General features: G+C 33.7%; 20 protein-coding genes and 1 tRNA gene. 12 read left to right on the forward strand and 9 right to left on the reverse strand.

Annotated elements, in window-relative coordinates:
- Positions 1-23: 23 nt before the first annotated feature.
- Positions 24-806 carry an FRG domain-containing protein gene (locus tag V4538_14095; protein MES2382173.1) on the forward strand — a complete coding sequence of 261 codons (783 nt, stop codon included), beginning with the start codon at positions 24-26 and terminating at the stop codon, positions 804-806.
- On the forward strand, positions 799-1,917 hold the full coding sequence (locus tag V4538_14100) for a DUF262 domain-containing protein (GenBank protein ID MES2382174.1): 1,119 nt from the start codon (positions 799-801) through the stop codon (positions 1,915-1,917). Before V4538_14095 ends, V4538_14100 begins: the two co-directional genes overlap by 8 nt.
- 118 nt (positions 1,918-2,035) lie before the next feature.
- Here V4538_14100 and V4538_14105 read toward each other — a convergent pair whose 3' ends face one another.
- Positions 2,036-2,347, reverse strand: a complete 312-nt coding sequence (locus tag V4538_14105) for a hypothetical protein (GenBank protein ID MES2382175.1) — start codon at positions 2,345-2,347, stop codon at positions 2,036-2,038.
- A 194-nt stretch (positions 2,348-2,541) separates the two neighbouring features.
- On the opposite strand from V4538_14105, the gene V4538_14110 reads away from it, so the two are divergent.
- A complete protein-coding gene (locus V4538_14110) occupies positions 2,542-2,757 on the forward strand; it encodes a helix-turn-helix transcriptional regulator (GenBank protein MES2382176.1) in 216 nt (71 codons plus the stop codon).
- An 88-nt stretch (positions 2,758-2,845) separates the two neighbouring features.
- Here V4538_14110 and V4538_14115 read toward each other — a convergent pair whose 3' ends face one another.
- On the reverse strand, positions 2,846-3,550 hold the full coding sequence (locus V4538_14115; protein ID MES2382177.1) for a hypothetical protein: 705 nt from the start codon (positions 3,548-3,550) through the stop codon (positions 2,846-2,848).
- A 404-nt stretch (positions 3,551-3,954) separates the two neighbouring features.
- On the reverse strand, positions 3,955-4,749 hold the full coding sequence (locus V4538_14120; GenBank protein ID MES2382178.1) for a cation transporter: 795 nt from the start codon (positions 4,747-4,749) through the stop codon (positions 3,955-3,957).
- Positions 4,750-4,908: 159 nt separating this feature from the next.
- Here V4538_14120 and V4538_14125 point away from each other — a divergent pair, with 159 nt between their 5' ends.
- From V4538_14125 to V4538_14135, 3 genes are all read left to right on the forward strand, one after another.
- Positions 4,909-5,604 carry an SDR family NAD(P)-dependent oxidoreductase gene (locus V4538_14125; GenBank protein ID MES2382179.1) on the forward strand — a complete coding sequence of 232 codons (696 nt, stop codon included), beginning with the start codon at positions 4,909-4,911 and terminating at the stop codon, positions 5,602-5,604.
- A 276-nt stretch (positions 5,605-5,880) separates the two neighbouring features.
- On the forward strand, positions 5,881-6,066 hold the full coding sequence (locus tag V4538_14130; protein MES2382180.1) for a hypothetical protein: 186 nt from the start codon (positions 5,881-5,883) through the stop codon (positions 6,064-6,066).
- An 81-nt stretch (positions 6,067-6,147) separates the two neighbouring features.
- The gene (locus tag V4538_14135) at positions 6,148-6,444 is read left to right on the forward strand and encodes a phosphoribosylpyrophosphate synthetase (protein MES2382181.1); all 297 of its coding nucleotides are present in this window, start codon (positions 6,148-6,150) and stop codon (positions 6,442-6,444) included.
- Between the two features lie 96 nt (positions 6,445-6,540).
- Here V4538_14135 and V4538_14140 read toward each other — a convergent pair whose 3' ends face one another.
- Complete coding sequence (locus tag V4538_14140) at positions 6,541-8,094, reverse strand: T9SS type A sorting domain-containing protein (protein MES2382182.1); 1,554 nt, start codon at positions 8,092-8,094, stop codon at positions 6,541-6,543.
- A 225-nt stretch (positions 8,095-8,319) separates the two neighbouring features.
- On the opposite strand from V4538_14140, the gene V4538_14145 reads away from it, so the two are divergent.
- Positions 8,320-9,909 carry an ABC-F family ATP-binding cassette domain-containing protein gene (locus tag V4538_14145; protein MES2382183.1) on the forward strand — a complete coding sequence of 530 codons (1,590 nt, stop codon included), beginning with the start codon at positions 8,320-8,322 and terminating at the stop codon, positions 9,907-9,909.
- 116 nt (positions 9,910-10,025) lie between these two features.
- Positions 10,026-10,655, forward strand: coding sequence for an HAD family phosphatase (locus tag V4538_14150; protein MES2382184.1), 630 nt, complete (start codon positions 10,026-10,028; stop codon positions 10,653-10,655).
- 7 nt (positions 10,656-10,662) lie between these two features.
- Here V4538_14150 and V4538_14155 read toward each other — a convergent pair whose 3' ends face one another.
- Positions 10,663-11,643 carry a helix-turn-helix domain-containing protein gene (locus tag V4538_14155; GenBank protein ID MES2382185.1) on the reverse strand — a complete coding sequence of 327 codons (981 nt, stop codon included), beginning with the start codon at positions 11,641-11,643 and terminating at the stop codon, positions 10,663-10,665.
- Between the two features lie 124 nt (positions 11,644-11,767).
- Here V4538_14155 and V4538_14160 point away from each other — a divergent pair, with 124 nt between their 5' ends.
- From V4538_14160 to V4538_14170, 3 genes are read left to right on the forward strand one after another with little or no spacing between them, the layout of a single operon-like run.
- Positions 11,768-12,151: a SnoaL-like domain-containing protein gene (locus V4538_14160; protein ID MES2382186.1), complete on the forward strand. Its 384-nt coding sequence runs from the start codon at positions 11,768-11,770 to the stop codon at positions 12,149-12,151.
- A gap of 17 nt (positions 12,152-12,168) precedes the next feature.
- Positions 12,169-12,660, forward strand: a complete 492-nt coding sequence (locus V4538_14165) for an SRPBCC domain-containing protein (protein ID MES2382187.1) — start codon at positions 12,169-12,171, stop codon at positions 12,658-12,660.
- A gap of 3 nt (positions 12,661-12,663) precedes the next feature.
- Complete coding sequence (locus tag V4538_14170; GenBank protein MES2382188.1) at positions 12,664-13,110, forward strand: SRPBCC domain-containing protein; 447 nt, start codon at positions 12,664-12,666, stop codon at positions 13,108-13,110.
- 62 nt (positions 13,111-13,172) lie between these two features.
- Here V4538_14170 and V4538_14175 read toward each other — a convergent pair.
- The 4 genes from V4538_14175 to rpsF all read right to left on the reverse strand — a co-directional run bounded on the left by V4538_14175 (position 13,173) and on the right by rpsF (position 14,543).
- Positions 13,173-13,246 (reverse strand) — tRNA-Arg (locus V4538_14175).
- Between the two features lie 137 nt (positions 13,247-13,383).
- Positions 13,384-13,824: a 50S ribosomal protein L9 gene (gene rplI / locus V4538_14180; protein ID MES2382189.1), complete on the reverse strand. Its 441-nt coding sequence runs from the start codon at positions 13,822-13,824 to the stop codon at positions 13,384-13,386.
- Between the two features lie 24 nt (positions 13,825-13,848).
- A complete protein-coding gene (rpsR, locus tag V4538_14185) occupies positions 13,849-14,127 on the reverse strand; it encodes a 30S ribosomal protein S18 (protein ID MES2382190.1) in 279 nt (92 codons plus the stop codon).
- Positions 14,127-14,543: a 30S ribosomal protein S6 gene (gene rpsF / locus V4538_14190; protein MES2382191.1), complete on the reverse strand. Its 417-nt coding sequence runs from the start codon at positions 14,541-14,543 to the stop codon at positions 14,127-14,129. Before rpsF ends, rpsR begins: the two co-directional genes overlap by 1 nt.
- 146 nt (positions 14,544-14,689) lie before the next feature.
- Between rpsF and V4538_14195 the strand changes: the two genes are divergently transcribed.
- Positions 14,690-16,549, forward strand: coding sequence for a tetratricopeptide repeat-containing sensor histidine kinase (locus V4538_14195; GenBank protein MES2382192.1), 1,860 nt, complete (start codon positions 14,690-14,692; stop codon positions 16,547-16,549).
- Position 16,550 lies beyond the last annotated feature (1 nt).

Consider the following 16,550-nt stretch of genomic DNA (forward strand, 5'->3'; position numbering starts at 1 on the left):
TTGTGATATAAAGCCTAACACCAATGACAGAACCCATTAAGACAATAACACAATTCCTTGAAAATATCGAAGAATTGACAACTAAAAACGAAAAGCTTTGGTTTCGTGGTTTAGAGAGCAACAAGCATAAACTTTGTCCTTCTATTTTTAGACCGCCTTTTTCTTCATCAAACGAAGAACAATTTTTAAACAAATTTAAGTCAAGAGCAATCCCTTTTATAGAATCAAACTATCAAAACTATGACTATTGGCATTGGTTGTTTTTGATGCAACATCATGGAGTACCAACAAGACTTTTGGACTGGTCTTCAAGTGCTATAACAGCTTTAGCATTTGCAGTTTTATATCGTGATGGAAAATATAAAGATGATGATGCAGTAGTATGGTGTTTGAATCCAGTTATCTTAAACGATGAAAATCGTATCCGTATGAAATTGTCTCCAACAGAAATCATACCTGATATTACTCTCAAAAAGGAATTAATGCCAACCTACAAATTCAATCCTACTGGAATTGTTAAATATCCAATTGCAATCACAGGACCATTAAACAGTGCTAGAATTGTTGCACAAAAAGGAACATTTACATTATTTCCAGATACCACTGCTTTCAATCTTGAAGAAACAGATGACTCAAGTAGTTTTTTGACAAAAATTACTATTTCTAAAGAAAGTGTAGAAAATATAAAAAGACAGCTTTCAACTTTGGGGGTTACTGAGAGTACAATTTTCCCAGAACTTCCTAGCCTTGGACTTGAAATTAAAAGAGAATTTATTGATTCATTAAATCCACTAACTAATGTTTAAAATATACAAACTTGGGGAATTTGGAGATTTTAATATTGAAACAATAATCTCCTTGCGTAATTCAATAGATTTTCACCCCGTCTATCAAAGATATGGTGGTATTTGGAGTAAAGAAAAAAAACAGCTTTTCATAGACACAATACTCAATGATTATGATACCCCTAAATTTTATTTTAATTATTTTTCTGACTCATCAAACCCACTAAACTCCAGCAATAAAATATATGCTATAGTTGACGGAAAGCAGAGATTAGAGGCAATTTTTGACTTTTTAGCAGACAAGTTTCCTTTATCACAAGAATTTAGATTTTATGATAATGAAAACTTACAATTAAAGAATTTAAAATATTCTGAGATTGCCGAAAAACACCCTTTTATTTTATCTAAATTTTACAATTACAATTTAGACATTATCCTTATCGATACTGATGATGAAGACAAGCTAGAAGAATTGTTTTTAAGATTAAATGGTGGAGAAGCATTGACAAATGCGGAAAAAAGAAATGCAATCGGTGGAGAGTTTAATCGAAAAGTAAGAGAGATTGTCGAAACTCATAACTTTTTTACAAATAAATTAAGATTCAACAACCCAAGATATCAGTATCAAGACCTGTTCATAAAACTTGCTTTGACCGAGCTTAATGACGAGTTGGTATCATTCAAAAACAATATTCTTTACGATTTTATAAAAGATAATAAAAGTTTTGATTCAAATATTTCTAATGTTTTTACCAAAGTTGAAAACAATCTAAATGAATTCAAAGAATGTTTTAAAGACAAGGATCCGTTGTTATCATCGAAAGGTGTTTTACCAGTGTTCTATTTTTTCTATACACGACATCTCCCTGAAAATGAAATGTTCTACAGTTTTTTAATTGAGTTTGAAGAAATAAGAAAGGAGAATAGAAAAAAAGAAAGTTCCCAAGCCAATCCTGTTCTTGTTGAATATGATAGATTAAACCAGCAAGGAGTTCATTTAGAAAAATCATTAAGACTAAGATATAAAGTAATTGAAAAGACATTCAATCATTTTAAAAGGTTTGGCTCACTAGCGGATATTCAAATTGAAGAAGTGCCGAATTATGAAGACGATGAAAATATCAGCACATAACAGCACCTACCAAAAAGGCGGGGTTTCGTTATCCAAAGACAGTTTTGTGGTAAAAGTACCGCCCTTCGGGTAGCTGCAAACCGTTACAAAAGAAATTTTATTTATAAACCATATCATACTACAACTTGCCTATCGGCTTTTGCTTCTTTAACTCTTCGTAAATCTGTTTAGCCAGTTGGTGCATGTTGTTATAATTATTTTTAAGGCTTATGTGTTTACTCTTGTTTAAAAGACCTACGTAATAGGTATGCACCTGTTCGTTTTGGGTTTGGTTGGTATAACCCATTAGGGTCATTACCTTATCGCCAATGTTGGTATAGTATTGGTCAGCGTCCAAGTCTAAACTCATTAATGCATTAACCAGTTTGGTATTAATTAAATCATCTAAAATAAGAGAGGTAATAAATTTGTGTTTGTTTTTAAGTTTCATGGTAAGCAGGGGTTTATAACGAAACGATGCGTTTTTTTTATTTTATAAGTGCAATTGTTTGTTTAGATTTTCTATACTAAAGTTTGATTTTCTAAACAAAAATATAATTATTCTACACAAATCATATAATTTAATACAGATTTTCTAAACAATTGTCGTAAATAACTAAATTTCAGTCCTGAAAATCAGAACCAATGACCGAATTAGGATTATTTTTAGCCAAAAAATCAGCGAGTAAGGCTGAAATTTCAAAGAAGACTGGAATTAGTAAATCTCGTATTAGCGAGCTTACCTTAAATACTGCATCTCATTTAAGAGCAAAGGAACTTTACATGATTGCTTTGGCTATAGACACAGACCCTTGTGAATTGCTGAACTTCATCTGTAAGGATTTAAAATTAGATAAATAATGTGAAGAAGGAATTTAGCTATTACTAAACAAAAAAGCCCTTGTACTTTCGTACAAGGGCTTTTATTGTTTTAAAGATTGCTTACGGGTTAAACAATAGGAGCTGTAGGCTCATCCGGAGGGGTTGGGTTGTCGTTATCAACCAGCAACAAACCAAAGTTAAAGTAACTGTTAAAAGCTGCTTCGTTACCAATAGTACGGGCAGCTATAAGCAGTACACAAGTGGTTAAATGCTCGGTTAATGCTTTTCTGTTTTTTTGCATTTCCGTTTGCGATGATTTTTTGCTGGATTTGGATGATACCTGTGTTTCCCTCGCATCCACATAAGCAGTTTGTAAAGTAGTGAGGTTGCGTACAAAATCGGCTGATAATTGAGCTGTGTATTTAGCAGCAGTAGCACTGTACCTATACAGCAATACTTTTATGCCCTCAACCGTAGCACCATAATACTCCCTAAGCCCCTGTGGGTAAAACTCGGTATAAATAGGTGTGTTTTTGCCAAATTTGGCTTTAATGGCGCCTTCTTCGCGGCCAATAAATTCTAAAATGGCATCGTAAGCATCTTGTCGGCTAATGGTGCCACCCTTTTGTACGGCACTGCTCATAGCCAGCGTACCATAGGTGTTTACAAAATCCTGGTGCAAAGTAACCAGCAGCGTTTTGTCGGCTGTGGGCAGTACGGAGTTTTGCATGGTAGTTAATCTGCTAATTAAATCGGTAGCAAATAAATTCAGTTCGTTTCGGCTAAAGGTTTGACTGCCGAACAAGTTTTTGGTTAGTTTTAAGTAATTCATATGGGGTATGTGAATGTTTCAACAGTGAAATAAAATAATTTATTTTTAAATGTCAAGTTAATGTAGATGAAAAATAAATAATTTTTACTGCCCCTTAAAAACTACATGTATAGGTAAAACATGTTTTTAGTACATGTTAAAAACTGAATGTATATGAAAAACATGTTTTTGATACATGTTAGAAACTGAATGTATAGCTAAAACATGTTTTTAGTACATGTTAGAAACTGAACATATAGGTAAAATATGTTTTTGGTACATGTTAAAAACTGAACATATAGGTAAAACATGTTTTTAGTACATGTTAGAAACTGAACATATAGGTAAAACATGTTTTTGGTACATGTTAAAAACTGAATGTATATGTAAAATATGTTTGGGGCAATAATGCTTTTACCCGTTTGCTATTTTGCTAGTTTTAGTATTTTAAATGCCCCTAGCCCAACAATAAAAAACACAATTGTTCCAACTATAAGGTCCGGATATTTTGAATTGGTGAGGTAAACAAGTACACCCGCTATAATAACACCTATGTTTACTATTACATCGTTTGATGTAAAAATCATGCTTGCCTGCATATGTGCTTCTTTGCTTTTACTTTTTTGTAACAAATACAAGCAAGCCGCATTGCCAATTAAAGCCAGTATTGAAATAATTATCATTGTTTCAAATGTGGGCACATTTTCAAACCCGGTAAAGCGCCTTATAACTTCTACAAAGCCAAAAACAGCAAGAATTAGCTGGAAGTAACCACTGGCCTTTGCTATATTCTTTTTTCTTGCCAATGCACCCCCAACCGCAAAAAGCGCAAGCCCGTAAACAATGCTATCCGCAAACATATCCAAGCTATCAGCCACAAGCCCCATTGAGTTTGAAATAAAGCCGGTTAATAATTCCAGTACAAAAAAGAAAAAATTAATGGCTAAAACCTGCCACAAAAGTTTGCGTTCCTGTTTGTGATTGTCTGTAAACGTGTAGTTATCTGCCAAAACACTATCAATAAGTGAAGTGTCAAACTTTAAATTGTCAAGCCGTTGAAATATCTGATCATAATTGTCTAAGTGAAAAACCGTCAATTGCCTGTTGGCAATATCAAAATCCAGCGATTTTATATTTGACAAATCGCCCAATTTCATCCGTATCATTTGCTCTTCCGAGGGGCAATCCATTTTTGATATTCTAAAGGTTGTTTTTTGCATTATTTGTTCTTATTGGTTACAATTCCTTTACTCATTCATAAAATAAGGCAGGGAAGTTAGTAAATAGCTGTTGTTACCCAAACAATAGATAACCATTTATAAGTCGGCACATTTTTTCTATTATTGAAAAATAATAATTTATTAAATAACAGGCATAACATGGAAAATAAAACGGTAATTATTACAGGTGTTTCGGGCAATTTAGGGCAAGCCGTGCTTCAATTGTTTTTAGCAAAAAACTATACGGTTATTGGCACTGTTAACCACCATGACACCACTGCTGCTGCAACAGAAAACCCCAGGCTGGAGAAAGTTGCTGTAGATTTAACAAACGCTGCGGATACCGAAAAGTTTATGCAACAGGTTATTGCAAAGCACAAAACCATTGATGCCGTAATACTAACAGTAGGTGGGTTTGCTATGGGCAACGTGGCACAAACCCAAACCGCTGATGTATACCAGCAATACAAACTTAATTTTGAAACGGCTTATAATGTGGCTCGCCCTGCTTTTGAACAAATGATGAAACAACAACAAGGGCGCATTTTTATGGTTGGTTCAAAACCCGGCTTAGATGCCAGTAAAGGAAAAGGCATGGTGGCTTATAGTTTAAGTAAATCGCTTATTTTTAAACTGGCCGAAATATTAAACCACGAAGCAAAAGGGCACAATGTGGTAACGAGTGTAATTGTACCAAGTACTATTGATACACCACAAAACCGCAAAGCAATGCCCGATAGTAATTTTGATGCTTGGGTAAAACCGGAAGCCATTGCCCAAACCATTTATTTTTATTGTAGCCCTGAAGCAGCAGCTTTAAGAGAGCCCGTAATAAAACTATATAACAACAGCTAAGCATAAACAGGCAACTACGGGTATTTTCTTCCACTGAATTATAGGTTCTCTTTCCGTTTTCCTCATTCTCTTATTTTACTTCGGTTTTGGTAAAGCTGTACTAAATTTTAACCTAAAAATTAAAATCCATTTGGAACTTAAATTTCTTTTTAGATATTTGCCATTATTTATAATCAATCTAAATAAAACTATTAGTGATTATATATGAGCGAAATAAAAATTTTATTATAGCCATATATACTACCGGGAACCAATCATTAACGCATTAATTAAATTATGAAATTTGCACTTGAAATATTAAAGAAACACAAAGAAGTGTGCGAAATTAATTTAAATGGCTTGCCCGGCATGATTGCAAAACCACACCTACAACAAAACTACCAACAAAACCTACGCGATTTAAAATCGGCAATTAAACTACTTGAAACCACCGAAAAAATAAGGCAAAAAGGAAGTTTATAAATCCATAAAATAAAGTACCCCATACTCATTTATAAATACCCAATTTTCTATATTGCACTAAGCAAAAACCAATTTATTTATATGGAAAGTTACGAAACACTTAGCGAAGCTATAAACAGTTTAAAGCAACAAGGCTATACCGAAGATTTTAACTTACAACAAAGTTGTATTGAATGCAGAAATGGCGAATACCAGCTATTTCACGATGAGTTCCATATAGATAAAACGTTCCGATTTGAAGACAATACCGACCCCGCAGACCAGAGTATTTTATATGCCATATCATCAGAAAAATATCATTTAAAAGGCGTTTTGGTAAATGGATATGGTATTTACTCCGATAGCATTACCAACGAAATGGCCGACAAATTAAAATAGTTACTACAAACAAATACTAATAGCATAAAAAAGGCTTGGTTGTTCATTCACCAAGCCTTTTTATTTTACAAAACTATATGCGCTTCAACGCTTCATTTACTCTACAATTAACCTTTGGGTTGAAGCTCCCCTATCAGTAGTTAATTGCACTATATATACACCTGCAGGTAAATCGTTAACTGCTACTTTAGTTAATTCACCTACGGTAATCGTTTTCATTTTTTTGCCTGTAATATTATAAATAGCCAGCTCCGCTCCTTTTATCCCATCTCCGTCTATAGTTATTTCCTGCTTAGTCGGGTTAGGATAAATAGTAAATACAGGTTTCCTTAACACCTCTGTAATACCTGTACCTGCATTGTTTTTATACCAAGCCTTTACACTATCTACAGCGCTGTTTAAAGCACAAACCGATGCTATATTATCACCACTTTCAGCTCTTGCATATACAAATGCCATGGTAACATTAAACGATTCATCAGGCTGCAAAGTACGTGGTGTTATGCTGGCCAATATACGCCTGTCTCCAGGCTCAATATTTGATCCGCCTTCCCACCAACCCGTTTTTTCACAAGGATTACCGGCAAAAGAAAACTTAGTAATAGCACCCGTGCTGTTATGCCCCGTACCCGATCCTGTTTTAGGTGTACCATCCATCCACATGCCTTTCATATAATTATAATAATCAGCCGGAGTATTTGGATTACCCATTACTGCACTATTCGTATTGCTGTAATACATACTGGACCACAAAGGCTCATTCAATACCACACAGGCTTGTGCCGGAGGGGTTGTTCCGTAACCCATAATTCCATCATCATCATCGTCACCATTAAATGCATAAATCATATTTCGTACTGAGTCAGTAGCAATATAATCATCAGTAGAATTACCTAAATCAAAATCAACCCAGGTGGAGAAAAACAACGAATCGTAGGTATTTATTGACTTATTGGTAACCAAATAATCAACAAACAAAGTATTATCCAAAGTACTATTCTTATACTGGTACACCATTCTGTTTATTTGCACTTTTAATGGCAGGCCTAAACTTTCTGTATGGTTTACATTATCGTTCATCATACTAAAAGTGCTTATATCACCTTTAATCAATGGATAATCGCCCGACAATGGTTCATACTTATTGTTATTGTTAACGTCCACAAAAGGAGCATAATCATTCATAGTATCCTTACCATACACATTGCCCCTTGCAGGCCATTCCAGAATATCTTTGTAAGTATTTGCATCAGGAGTTTGACCTGCATTAATAGTGCTTCTAAACACTTGAATATCGGTTTTTGAAACAACCCAAATTTTGTTCCAATAAACTAAAAAGGGACCCGTGTTTGAACTGGATACCGGACCTTGTATTAAATCCCTCCCATTCTGCCTGTAAACCTCTGCCATTAAATGCAACTGGTTATTACTTGTTCCGGCTATCCATGGCGATGCAGCAAACACCGTACTTTTATTGCTGTTTTTAGGCACAGTAAATTTAGAACTTACTCCATCCCAAAACAAACTGCCTTGGTTAGTAATTTTTGCGCTTACATTATTAAAGTCCAGCATACGGGATTGAGTTTGAGCTTGCCCTTGCTTATATAAAAATAGAAGGCTTAACAGCAGGTAGTAAATAATTTTTCTCATAATGTTATTTTTTATGAAAGGTAAGTCAGTCAATTTTAAAAATAGGTTGCGTAAGTGTTTTTATAGAACACAAAAGTTATATGAATACGATTAAAATAAAAAACTTAGTTTTGTGAACTCAAAAAACAAAACGAATAAATGTAGTATATAATTTCTTTTAAAAAATAAACAGAGTACCACTAACATGGTAAACTTTAATTATTCACTTTTTAAAGAAATAAATGTATGCTTATTATTCAAAACATTCTATACAAACATCCCAATAAAGATTTATTGTTCGACAACATAAATCTGAAAATAAATAAACAAAATAAAATAGCCCTTATTGGCAATAACGGTGTAGGTAAATCAACACTGCTTAAAATTATGGCAGGTGCTTTACAACCTTTAAGTGGTTTGGTAAATGCAGATACAAAGCCCTATTATATTCCACAACATTTTGGTCAGTTTAACAGCTATACTATTGCACAAGCATTGCAACTTGAAGACAAACTAAATGCATTACAAGCAATACTTGCAGGCGAAGTAACAGAGGCTAATTTAGCTTTATTAAATGATGACTGGGGCATTGAAGAACGTTGTCGGGAAGCATTAACCCAATGGCAGTTAAGTGGGCTTGATTTGACACAAAAAATGGAAACATTAAGTGGTGGTCAAAAAACCAAAATCTTTCTGGCTGGCATAAGTATTCATCAACCCGAAATTGTTTTAATGGACGAACCAAGTAATCATTTAGACCTACAAAGCAGAAACCTGTTGTACCATTTTATACAAACTACAACAAGCACTTTAGTAGTAGTTAGCCACGATAGAAAATTGTTAAACCTACTGAACACTGTTTATGAATTAAGCAAACAAGGCATAAATATATATGGAGGCAATTACGATTTTTATACGGAGCAAAAAGCAATAGAACGTAATGCACTGAATATTGATATTAAAAGCAAAGAGAAAGCTTTACGCAAAGCCAGGGAAATAGAAAGAGAAACGCTTGAGAGAAAACAAAAACTGGATGCACGTGGAAAGCAAAAACAGGAAAAAGCGGGAGTACCTAAAATAATGATGAATACCCTCCGCAACAATGCAGAAAAAAGTACTTCGCGTTTAAAAAATACTCATGCTGAAAAAACAGATAGCATTACAAAACAACTAAACGAATTACGTACCTCTTTACCCGATGCAGACAAAATAAAACTGGGCTTTAACAACTCTGCTTTACACCAAGGAAAAATATTAATAACTGCAACAAATATTAACTTTACATACAACCAAAAACAGCTTTGGAAACAGCCATTAAATATAACCATTACCAGTGGTGAAAGAATAGCCATACAAGGAATAAACGGTTCAGGTAAAACCACTTTAATAAAACTATTTTTAGGGCTTATAACAACACAATCAGGCACTATTCAAAAAGCACCTATAAAAGCTATTTACATTGACCAAGATTATTCATTAATAGATAATAAGCTCAGCGTTTACGACCAAGCACAACAATTTAATACAAGCGCTTTAGCTGAGCATGAAATAAAAATACGCTTAACCCGGTTTCTGTTTACAAAAAACTATTGGGACAAACCTTGTTCTGTTTTAAGTGGTGGAGAAAAAATGCGTTTAATACTTTGCTGTCTCACAATCATTCATCAATCGCCAGATATGATTATTTTAGATGAACCAACCAACAATTTAGACATTCAAAACATTGAAATATTAACAACAGCTATTAATAATTATCAGGGAACTCTCATTGTAGTTTCGCACGATGAATACTTTTTAAAACAAATACATATAGCACGTACAATAGCTTTAAATTAAGCTTACATAAAAGCCTTGCCCAATGAGCAAGGCTTTTATTTTTTTTGACATTGCAGTCTAAAACCTTTCCAAAACAAATTTCATTACATTTGATTTTGGAGATATTTTAAAACTGTATGACAACCTATAAAGCCCTCATTTTTGATTTAGGAAAAGTAGTATTTGACGTATCGTTCGACAGAACCTTTCAATACTGGGCAAATCTATCAGGGAAATCGTTTGATGAAATAAAAACCAATTTTAAGTTTGATACCTTTTTTGGTGCTTTTGAACGTGGTGAAATTTCAGCACAAGTCTTTCGTGAATCCATTTCAAAACAACTTAATCTATCGCTTTCTGTCCATGACTTTGATAAAGGCTGGTGTGACCTTTATTTAGAAACTTATAATGGTATAGACGAATTATTAAGTCATTTAAAAACCCAATATAAAATAGTAGCATTAACCAATACAAACATTATTCATAACGAGGTATGGACCGTTAAATATGCTGATACACTAAAGCATTTTGAAAAAATATTTTCTTCCCATGAAATTAAACTACGAAAACCCGAAAAACAATCGTACCAAATAGTACTTGATTACTTGCAACTAGACCCCTCGCAAACAGTTTTCCTGGATGACAATATGGAAAACATACATGCGGCACAGCAATTAGGTATACAAAGCATTTTAGTTACTACACAAGTACAAATGAAACTAGACTTACAACAACTTGGAATTTTAAATAGAAGCTTTACAGTATAACCAACAACTACAACAGTGCTTCCTTATTATATTTGTTTCTATACTCCAATGGCGATACCCCCGTTATTTTTCTAAACACCTCCCGAAACGCTTTTACATCCGAATAACCAACTTCGTACATTACCTCATTAATGGTTTTACGACTGTTTTCAAATGATTTTTTAGCCGATTCTATCTTTACCCTTTGCGCATACTCAACAGGCGTATTGCCCGTTGCCTTAATAAATCGTCTGTCAAAATTCCGTCTACCTACCGAAAACTGAGCCGACAAATGCTCCACAGATATTTTTTCATCCAACTTACTTTCAATGTATGCTTGAGCCTGCTTTACCATTTCATCCCCGTGTAACTTCTGTCCTTTAAATATAATAAATGCAGATTGGCTTTGTCTATCCATTTCTATCTGAAATACTTTAGCACAGAAAATAGCCGTTTGCCTGTCATAATATTTCTCTACCAGATAAATCATTAAGTTTAAGAAAGAATAAGCACCACCGTTGGTATAAATACCATTTTCATCCGTAATCAGTTTATCCGTTTGTAAATCTACTTCAGGAAACATGTTCCTGAAATTATCAGCCACCGCCCAATGAGTAGAGCAGCTTTTGCCATTTAACAAACCCGATGAAGCCAGCATAAATGCACCCGTACATATACTGGCTACCTCTGCACCATTTTTATATTGTTGCTCAATCCAGTCAATCAGCAATTGGTTTCCCTTTACCGCTTTCTCGTAATTATGGTTCAACGAAGGAATAATAATCAAATTGGTTTTTTCAATAGCTGAAATATGCGTATGCGGTTTCACACTAAACAAACCATCATAAAAGGTTACTTCTTTTGAAATACCTGCTAACTGAATAGTAAACAATTCATTTTTACCCATCTGCTTCCAATACGCATTAGCCCTTGAAAATATTTTGTAAGCACCTACTATACTGCTTAAGTTATTTTCTCCGTCAGGAACTATTATAGTTAAATGTTGCATCATTATTCTTTTTTGCAAACATAACATCATCTCTTGTCCAAATCAACCCATTACAAGGTCTATTTCACACCCTGCTTTATTACTATTCAGACAATATGTTTGTGCTATAAAATCAAGAATAAAAATGACAGAATCAACAAATAGTAAGATAATGACAACCCGTGAAGTGGCATTTCGTTTCAATGAATTAGCACAACAAGAAAAATGGTTCGAAATTCAGGAAGAACTTTTTGCTGATGATGTAAAAAGTATTGAACCTGTAAACTCTCCTTACATGGGTTATGCCGAAGGCAAGGCCAACGTTCGCAAAAAAGGCGAAGACTTTGTAAAAAAGATAGAAGCTTTTCATGGAGCAACTACAAGCGAGCCTGCTGTAGGTGGAAATTATTTTGCAGTTGGCAGAGAAATGGAAATTACCTTACAAGAGTTTGGAAGAATACAAATGAATCAGGTAATGCTTTATGAAGTAAAAAACGGTCAGATTGTATCAGAGCAATTCTTTTATTAATAATCAAACAATAACTTATGAATAACCAAAATTACACAACCAGTTTCCTTGTAGATCAATCACCGGAAGCAGTATTCAATGCTATCAACAATGTACGTGGGTGGTGGTCAGAACAAATTGAAGGCAGCACAAATAAACCAGATGCAGAGTTTAACTACCACTATCAGGACATCCATATTTGCAAAATGAAAATAGTTGAGTCCATTCCCAACCAAAAAGTAGTTTGGCTTGTAATGGAAAATTATTTCAATTTTACCAAAGACAAAACAGAATGGAAAGACACAAAAATTAGTTTTGAAATAACGCAACAAGGCAACAAAACACAAGTAGTTTTCACACACATAGGTTTAGTACCGGCATACGAATGTTACAATATTTGTTCCGATGCCTGGGGTAACTACATAAATGGCAGCCTAAAAAGTTTGATTGAAACAGGCAAAGGAAAACCCAATCCGTATCAAACTGCTATTGACAATGCAGCTACTTTACAAAAAGACAATGAACAATAACCTATGAGTAACCAAAATTACACAGCCAGCTTCTTGGTAAATCAATCACCGGAAGAAGTATTCAATGCTATCAATAATGTTTACGGATGGTGGTCAGAAGATTTTAAAGGCCATTCAGAAAAACTACATGATGAGTTTGAAGTTAACTTTAAGGATATGCATTATTCTAAACAAAAACTGATAGAACTAATTCCAAATAAGAAAGTAGTTTGGTTGGTTACCGATAGCCATCTGAGCTTTCTTAAAAACAAAGCCGAATGGAACAATACCCAAATCCATTTCGACATAACTAAACAAAACGACAAAACACAAATCATCTTTACCCACATGGGTTTAGTTCCCCAAATTGAATGTTTTAACGATTGCTCCAACGGCTGGAATTATTACTTACAAGGTAGTTTATTAAACCTGATAACAACAGGCAAGGGAAACCCAAATGTATTGAAGTAATAACGATTTAAATAAACATAAAAAAATCCCCAAGACTTGAATACAAGCTTGGGGATTTTTTGTAGTCCCTGAAGGACTCGAACCTTCGACCTACGGTTTAGAAAACCGTTGCTCTATCCAGCTGAGCTAAGAGACCAAATGAGGGATGCAAATAAAACTAATTCCAATTTCTATTACAAAATTTTCAATCAATCAATTTACAAATTTCTGTTATTGAAACAGTTTAAATTAAACCCTTAGCAAAGCCAAGGGCTTAATTCAAATTTTTAAATATTATTCTGCTACTACTTCAACTTTAATAGTAACTGAAACTTCACGGTGTAAGTTTACAATAGCTTCGTAGCTACCTAATACTTTTACATCATCAATTTCAATTTTACGTCTATCAATATCAAAGCCTTTAGTTTTTAAAGCTTGTGCTACTTGAAGTGGAGTAATAGAACCAAATATTTTTCCATTTGCACCTGCTTTAGTTGCAATTGAAATAACCATGTCTTTCATGCTTTCGCTAGTAGTTAAAGCATCAGCTTTCATCTTTTCGCGTTTCATAGCACCTTGACGGTTGTTTTCTTCCATCATTTTCAAGTTACCTGGTGTAGCCATAATAGCCATACCTTTAGGGAATAAGAAGTTATTTGCATAACCATCTTTTACTTGAACAACTTCACCTTGTTTACCAAGGTGTTTCATGTTTTCTTTTAAAATAATTTTCATCGCTTGTTTTCTCCTTCAATTAAATTATTTAATCATATCTCCTGTAAAAGGTAAAACTGCGATGTGACGGGCACGTTTAACAGCTTGCGATATTTTACGTTGAAACTTTAAAGATGTTCCAGTTAATCTACGAGGTAAAATTTTACCTTGGTCGTTTACAAACTTCAATAAGAAATTTGCATCCTTATAATCAATATACTTAATACCATTCTTTTTAAAGCGGCAATACTTTTTGCGCTGAATTGCATCCGGAGTAGTATTAAATACTGAAGAACCAGTATATTTTTTTTGTGCTTTTGCCATTACTTTTTAGCCTCCTGTTGTTTAGTGGTATTCTTACTTTGATTAAACTCGCCATTACGTTTACGTACGTTGTAATGAACCGCATGCTTATCTAAAGCAGTAGTTAAAAAACGCATAATACGTTCATCGCGTCTGAAAGCTAATTCGAAGGTACTAACAAAAGAAGCTGGTGCTTTGTACTCATAAATGTGGTAAAAGCCTGTACTTTTCTTTTGAATAGGGTAAGCCAATTTGGTTAACCCCCAGTTTTCTTCATGAATCAGCTCTCCGCCATTTTCCGTAATTAATTTACGGTATTTGGCAACAGCGTCTTTCAGCTGTTCGTCAGAGAGTACGGGTGTGAAAATAATCACAGACTCATAGTTGTTAAGGACAACACTCTCTACTTTTTTTGTTTTGGTTGTTTTGGTTGCCATTTAAACTGTTTTTTATTTTTTTAGGGCTGCGAAAATAAATTTATTATTTGTTAATCCAAACTATACGCCCTAAAAAGTAATTAATTTTTGAAACGTCCTCTTGTATAGTCTTGTATTTTTAATACTTTTGGCTACCCTAATTTTTCATGAGAACCTTTTTTTTACTCGTATTTATCTGTTTTTTACAATTTAAAGTGCATGCTACTTTCGACACAAAAGCGGCATTTCAACTATTACAGGAACAGCGTTTAGCAGACCACGATGAAAAGGTTTTACAAACAGCTGATTCCATTATTAATAATACAGACGATAAAAAGAAATATCCTGACGTTATTTTCAGTTCCTATTATGCAAAAGCTGAAATTCAACAATTTAGGGGTGATCCGGAACAAGCCATAAAAAATTTAATTGATGCTTCTAATTACCTGCATTTAATTTCAAATAAAGCATTTGTATACAGGTATTACCTTACGCTGGGTATTGCTTATTACGCTGAGCAAGACTACGAAAGTGCTTTAAAACAGTTTTATATATCACTCCACTATTGTAGGCTGGCAACCCATTTCCGCGATAGATATTGGGTACAGAACAATTTAGATAATATTGGCCTTTGTTACTTTAAGCTCCAAAACTACAAACTAGCAGAATATTACTATAGGAAGGCAATTGACGAATCTAAGAAAACAAGCAATTCGCAAGGTATGGTAGTAGCTTTAACCAATTTAGCTAAACTTTACCTAACACAAAACAAAACAAGTCAAGCCATTGCGCTATTTAAAGAGGCCATAACTATTAATAATGCAGCCAAACTTTTTTTACCCGACCTAAATGCAGAAATAAACATAAGTCTTCTTGGTATTTATATTGAACAGTTTAATCATCTTAAAGTAGTTGAGCAGATTAAATTATTAGAATCTGTTAAACAGCATTTCAGCCAAAAAAACTTTGCCGATTATTATCTGGACTTATCAAATTATCAATTTGATAAAAAAGATTACGAAAACGCCTATAAAAACCTCATTCAGTCTAAACATATATACGATAGTTTAAATAATGCCTATAAAAAAATAAATTTAACCTCTAAAATTTTCGAAAACTACCAGGAAGAATATAGCAAAGCCGAATACGAAACACTGGAAGAGAATGAAGAAATTGCTTTTATTATTTTATATATAGCTATATTACTGCTTATTATTATTTTATTTTACATAGTTAATTCACAAAAAATAAAAATAAAAAACAAGCAACTTAAAGAGCTGAACGATAGTTTAATTTTAGAAAAACAAAAACAAGAGAAATTAAATATTCAACTTCAAAACTCAGTTGATTTAAAAGACTACTCTATTGCCACCATTGCCCACGATATTAGAAACCCTATTGGAAGTATTAAGCTATTAGCAGAAATACTAAAGCGAGATATAGCTGATGAAAGAGTTAGCAAAGAAGATTTTGCGGAATGTTTTGATATGATTCATAAAAGTGCAGTAAATGGGCTGGATGTAATCAATGAACTTTTAGAAAGTGCTAAAATAAACAATATAAAAGACATTAATAAAGTACCGCTAAACCTTGACGATGTTTTAGCCAATGTTTTAAATGACTTAAAACAAGTAAGCATTGAAAAACAAATTACTATAGAAATTGAAACCATAGAAAAACCCATTATTGAGGGCGACCCTATTAAACTTTACCGGGTATTTGAAAACTTAATAAGCAATGCTATTAAATTCAGTTATCCCAAATCAAAAATAACAATTACCCTTTCTAACACTGATTCAGAAATAGTTGTGGCCATTAAAGACAGCGGTACGGGTATAGACAGTGACCACTTAAACACGCTGTTTGACCCTTTTAACAAACATGCTAAACAAGGCACAAGCGGAGAAAAAACAATCGGTTTAGGGTTATCCATTACCAAACGAATAGTAGAAATTCACCATGGTAAAGTTTGGGTAGAAAGCAAGCTCAACGAAGGAAGTGTTTTTTACGTAGCGCTCAAAAAATAAG

It is taken from the genome of Bacteroidota bacterium (assembly GCA_040388375.1).
GTDB lineage: Bacteria > Bacteroidota > Bacteroidia > UKL13-3 > UKL13-3 > JAAFJM01.

Coding starts and splice junctions, on each gene's coding strand:
- V4538_14095 (MES2382173.1), top strand. CDS start 24: ATGACAGAACCCATTAAGACAATAACACAATTCCTTGAAAATATCGAA.
- V4538_14100 (MES2382174.1), top strand. CDS start 799: ATGTTTAAAATATACAAACTTGGGGAATTTGGAGATTTTAATATTGAA.
- V4538_14105 (MES2382175.1), bottom strand. CDS start 2,347: ATGAAACTTAAAAACAAACACAAATTTATTACCTCTCTTATTTTAGAT.
- V4538_14110 (MES2382176.1), top strand. CDS start 2,542: ATGACCGAATTAGGATTATTTTTAGCCAAAAAATCAGCGAGTAAGGCT.
- V4538_14115 (MES2382177.1), bottom strand. CDS start 3,550: ATGAATTACTTAAAACTAACCAAAAACTTGTTCGGCAGTCAAACCTTT.
- V4538_14120 (MES2382178.1), bottom strand. CDS start 4,749: ATGCAAAAAACAACCTTTAGAATATCAAAAATGGATTGCCCCTCGGAA.
- V4538_14125 (MES2382179.1), top strand. CDS start 4,909: ATGGAAAATAAAACGGTAATTATTACAGGTGTTTCGGGCAATTTAGGG.
- V4538_14130 (MES2382180.1), top strand. CDS start 5,881: ATGAAATTTGCACTTGAAATATTAAAGAAACACAAAGAAGTGTGCGAA.
- V4538_14135 (MES2382181.1), top strand. CDS start 6,148: ATGGAAAGTTACGAAACACTTAGCGAAGCTATAAACAGTTTAAAGCAA.
- V4538_14140 (MES2382182.1), bottom strand. CDS start 8,094: ATGAGAAAAATTATTTACTACCTGCTGTTAAGCCTTCTATTTTTATAT.
- V4538_14145 (MES2382183.1), top strand. CDS start 8,320: ATGCTTATTATTCAAAACATTCTATACAAACATCCCAATAAAGATTTA.
- V4538_14150 (MES2382184.1), top strand. CDS start 10,026: ATGACAACCTATAAAGCCCTCATTTTTGATTTAGGAAAAGTAGTATTT.
- V4538_14155 (MES2382185.1), bottom strand. CDS start 11,643: ATGCAACATTTAACTATAATAGTTCCTGACGGAGAAAATAACTTAAGC.
- V4538_14160 (MES2382186.1), top strand. CDS start 11,768: ATGACAGAATCAACAAATAGTAAGATAATGACAACCCGTGAAGTGGCA.
- V4538_14165 (MES2382187.1), top strand. CDS start 12,169: ATGAATAACCAAAATTACACAACCAGTTTCCTTGTAGATCAATCACCG.
- V4538_14170 (MES2382188.1), top strand. CDS start 12,664: ATGAGTAACCAAAATTACACAGCCAGCTTCTTGGTAAATCAATCACCG.
- rplI (MES2382189.1), bottom strand. CDS start 13,824: ATGAAAATTATTTTAAAAGAAAACATGAAACACCTTGGTAAACAAGGT.
- rpsR (MES2382190.1), bottom strand. CDS start 14,127: ATGGCAAAAGCACAAAAAAAATATACTGGTTCTTCAGTATTTAATACT.
- rpsF (MES2382191.1), bottom strand. CDS start 14,543: ATGGCAACCAAAACAACCAAAACAAAAAAAGTAGAGAGTGTTGTCCTT.
- V4538_14195 (MES2382192.1), top strand. CDS start 14,690: ATGAGAACCTTTTTTTTACTCGTATTTATCTGTTTTTTACAATTTAAA.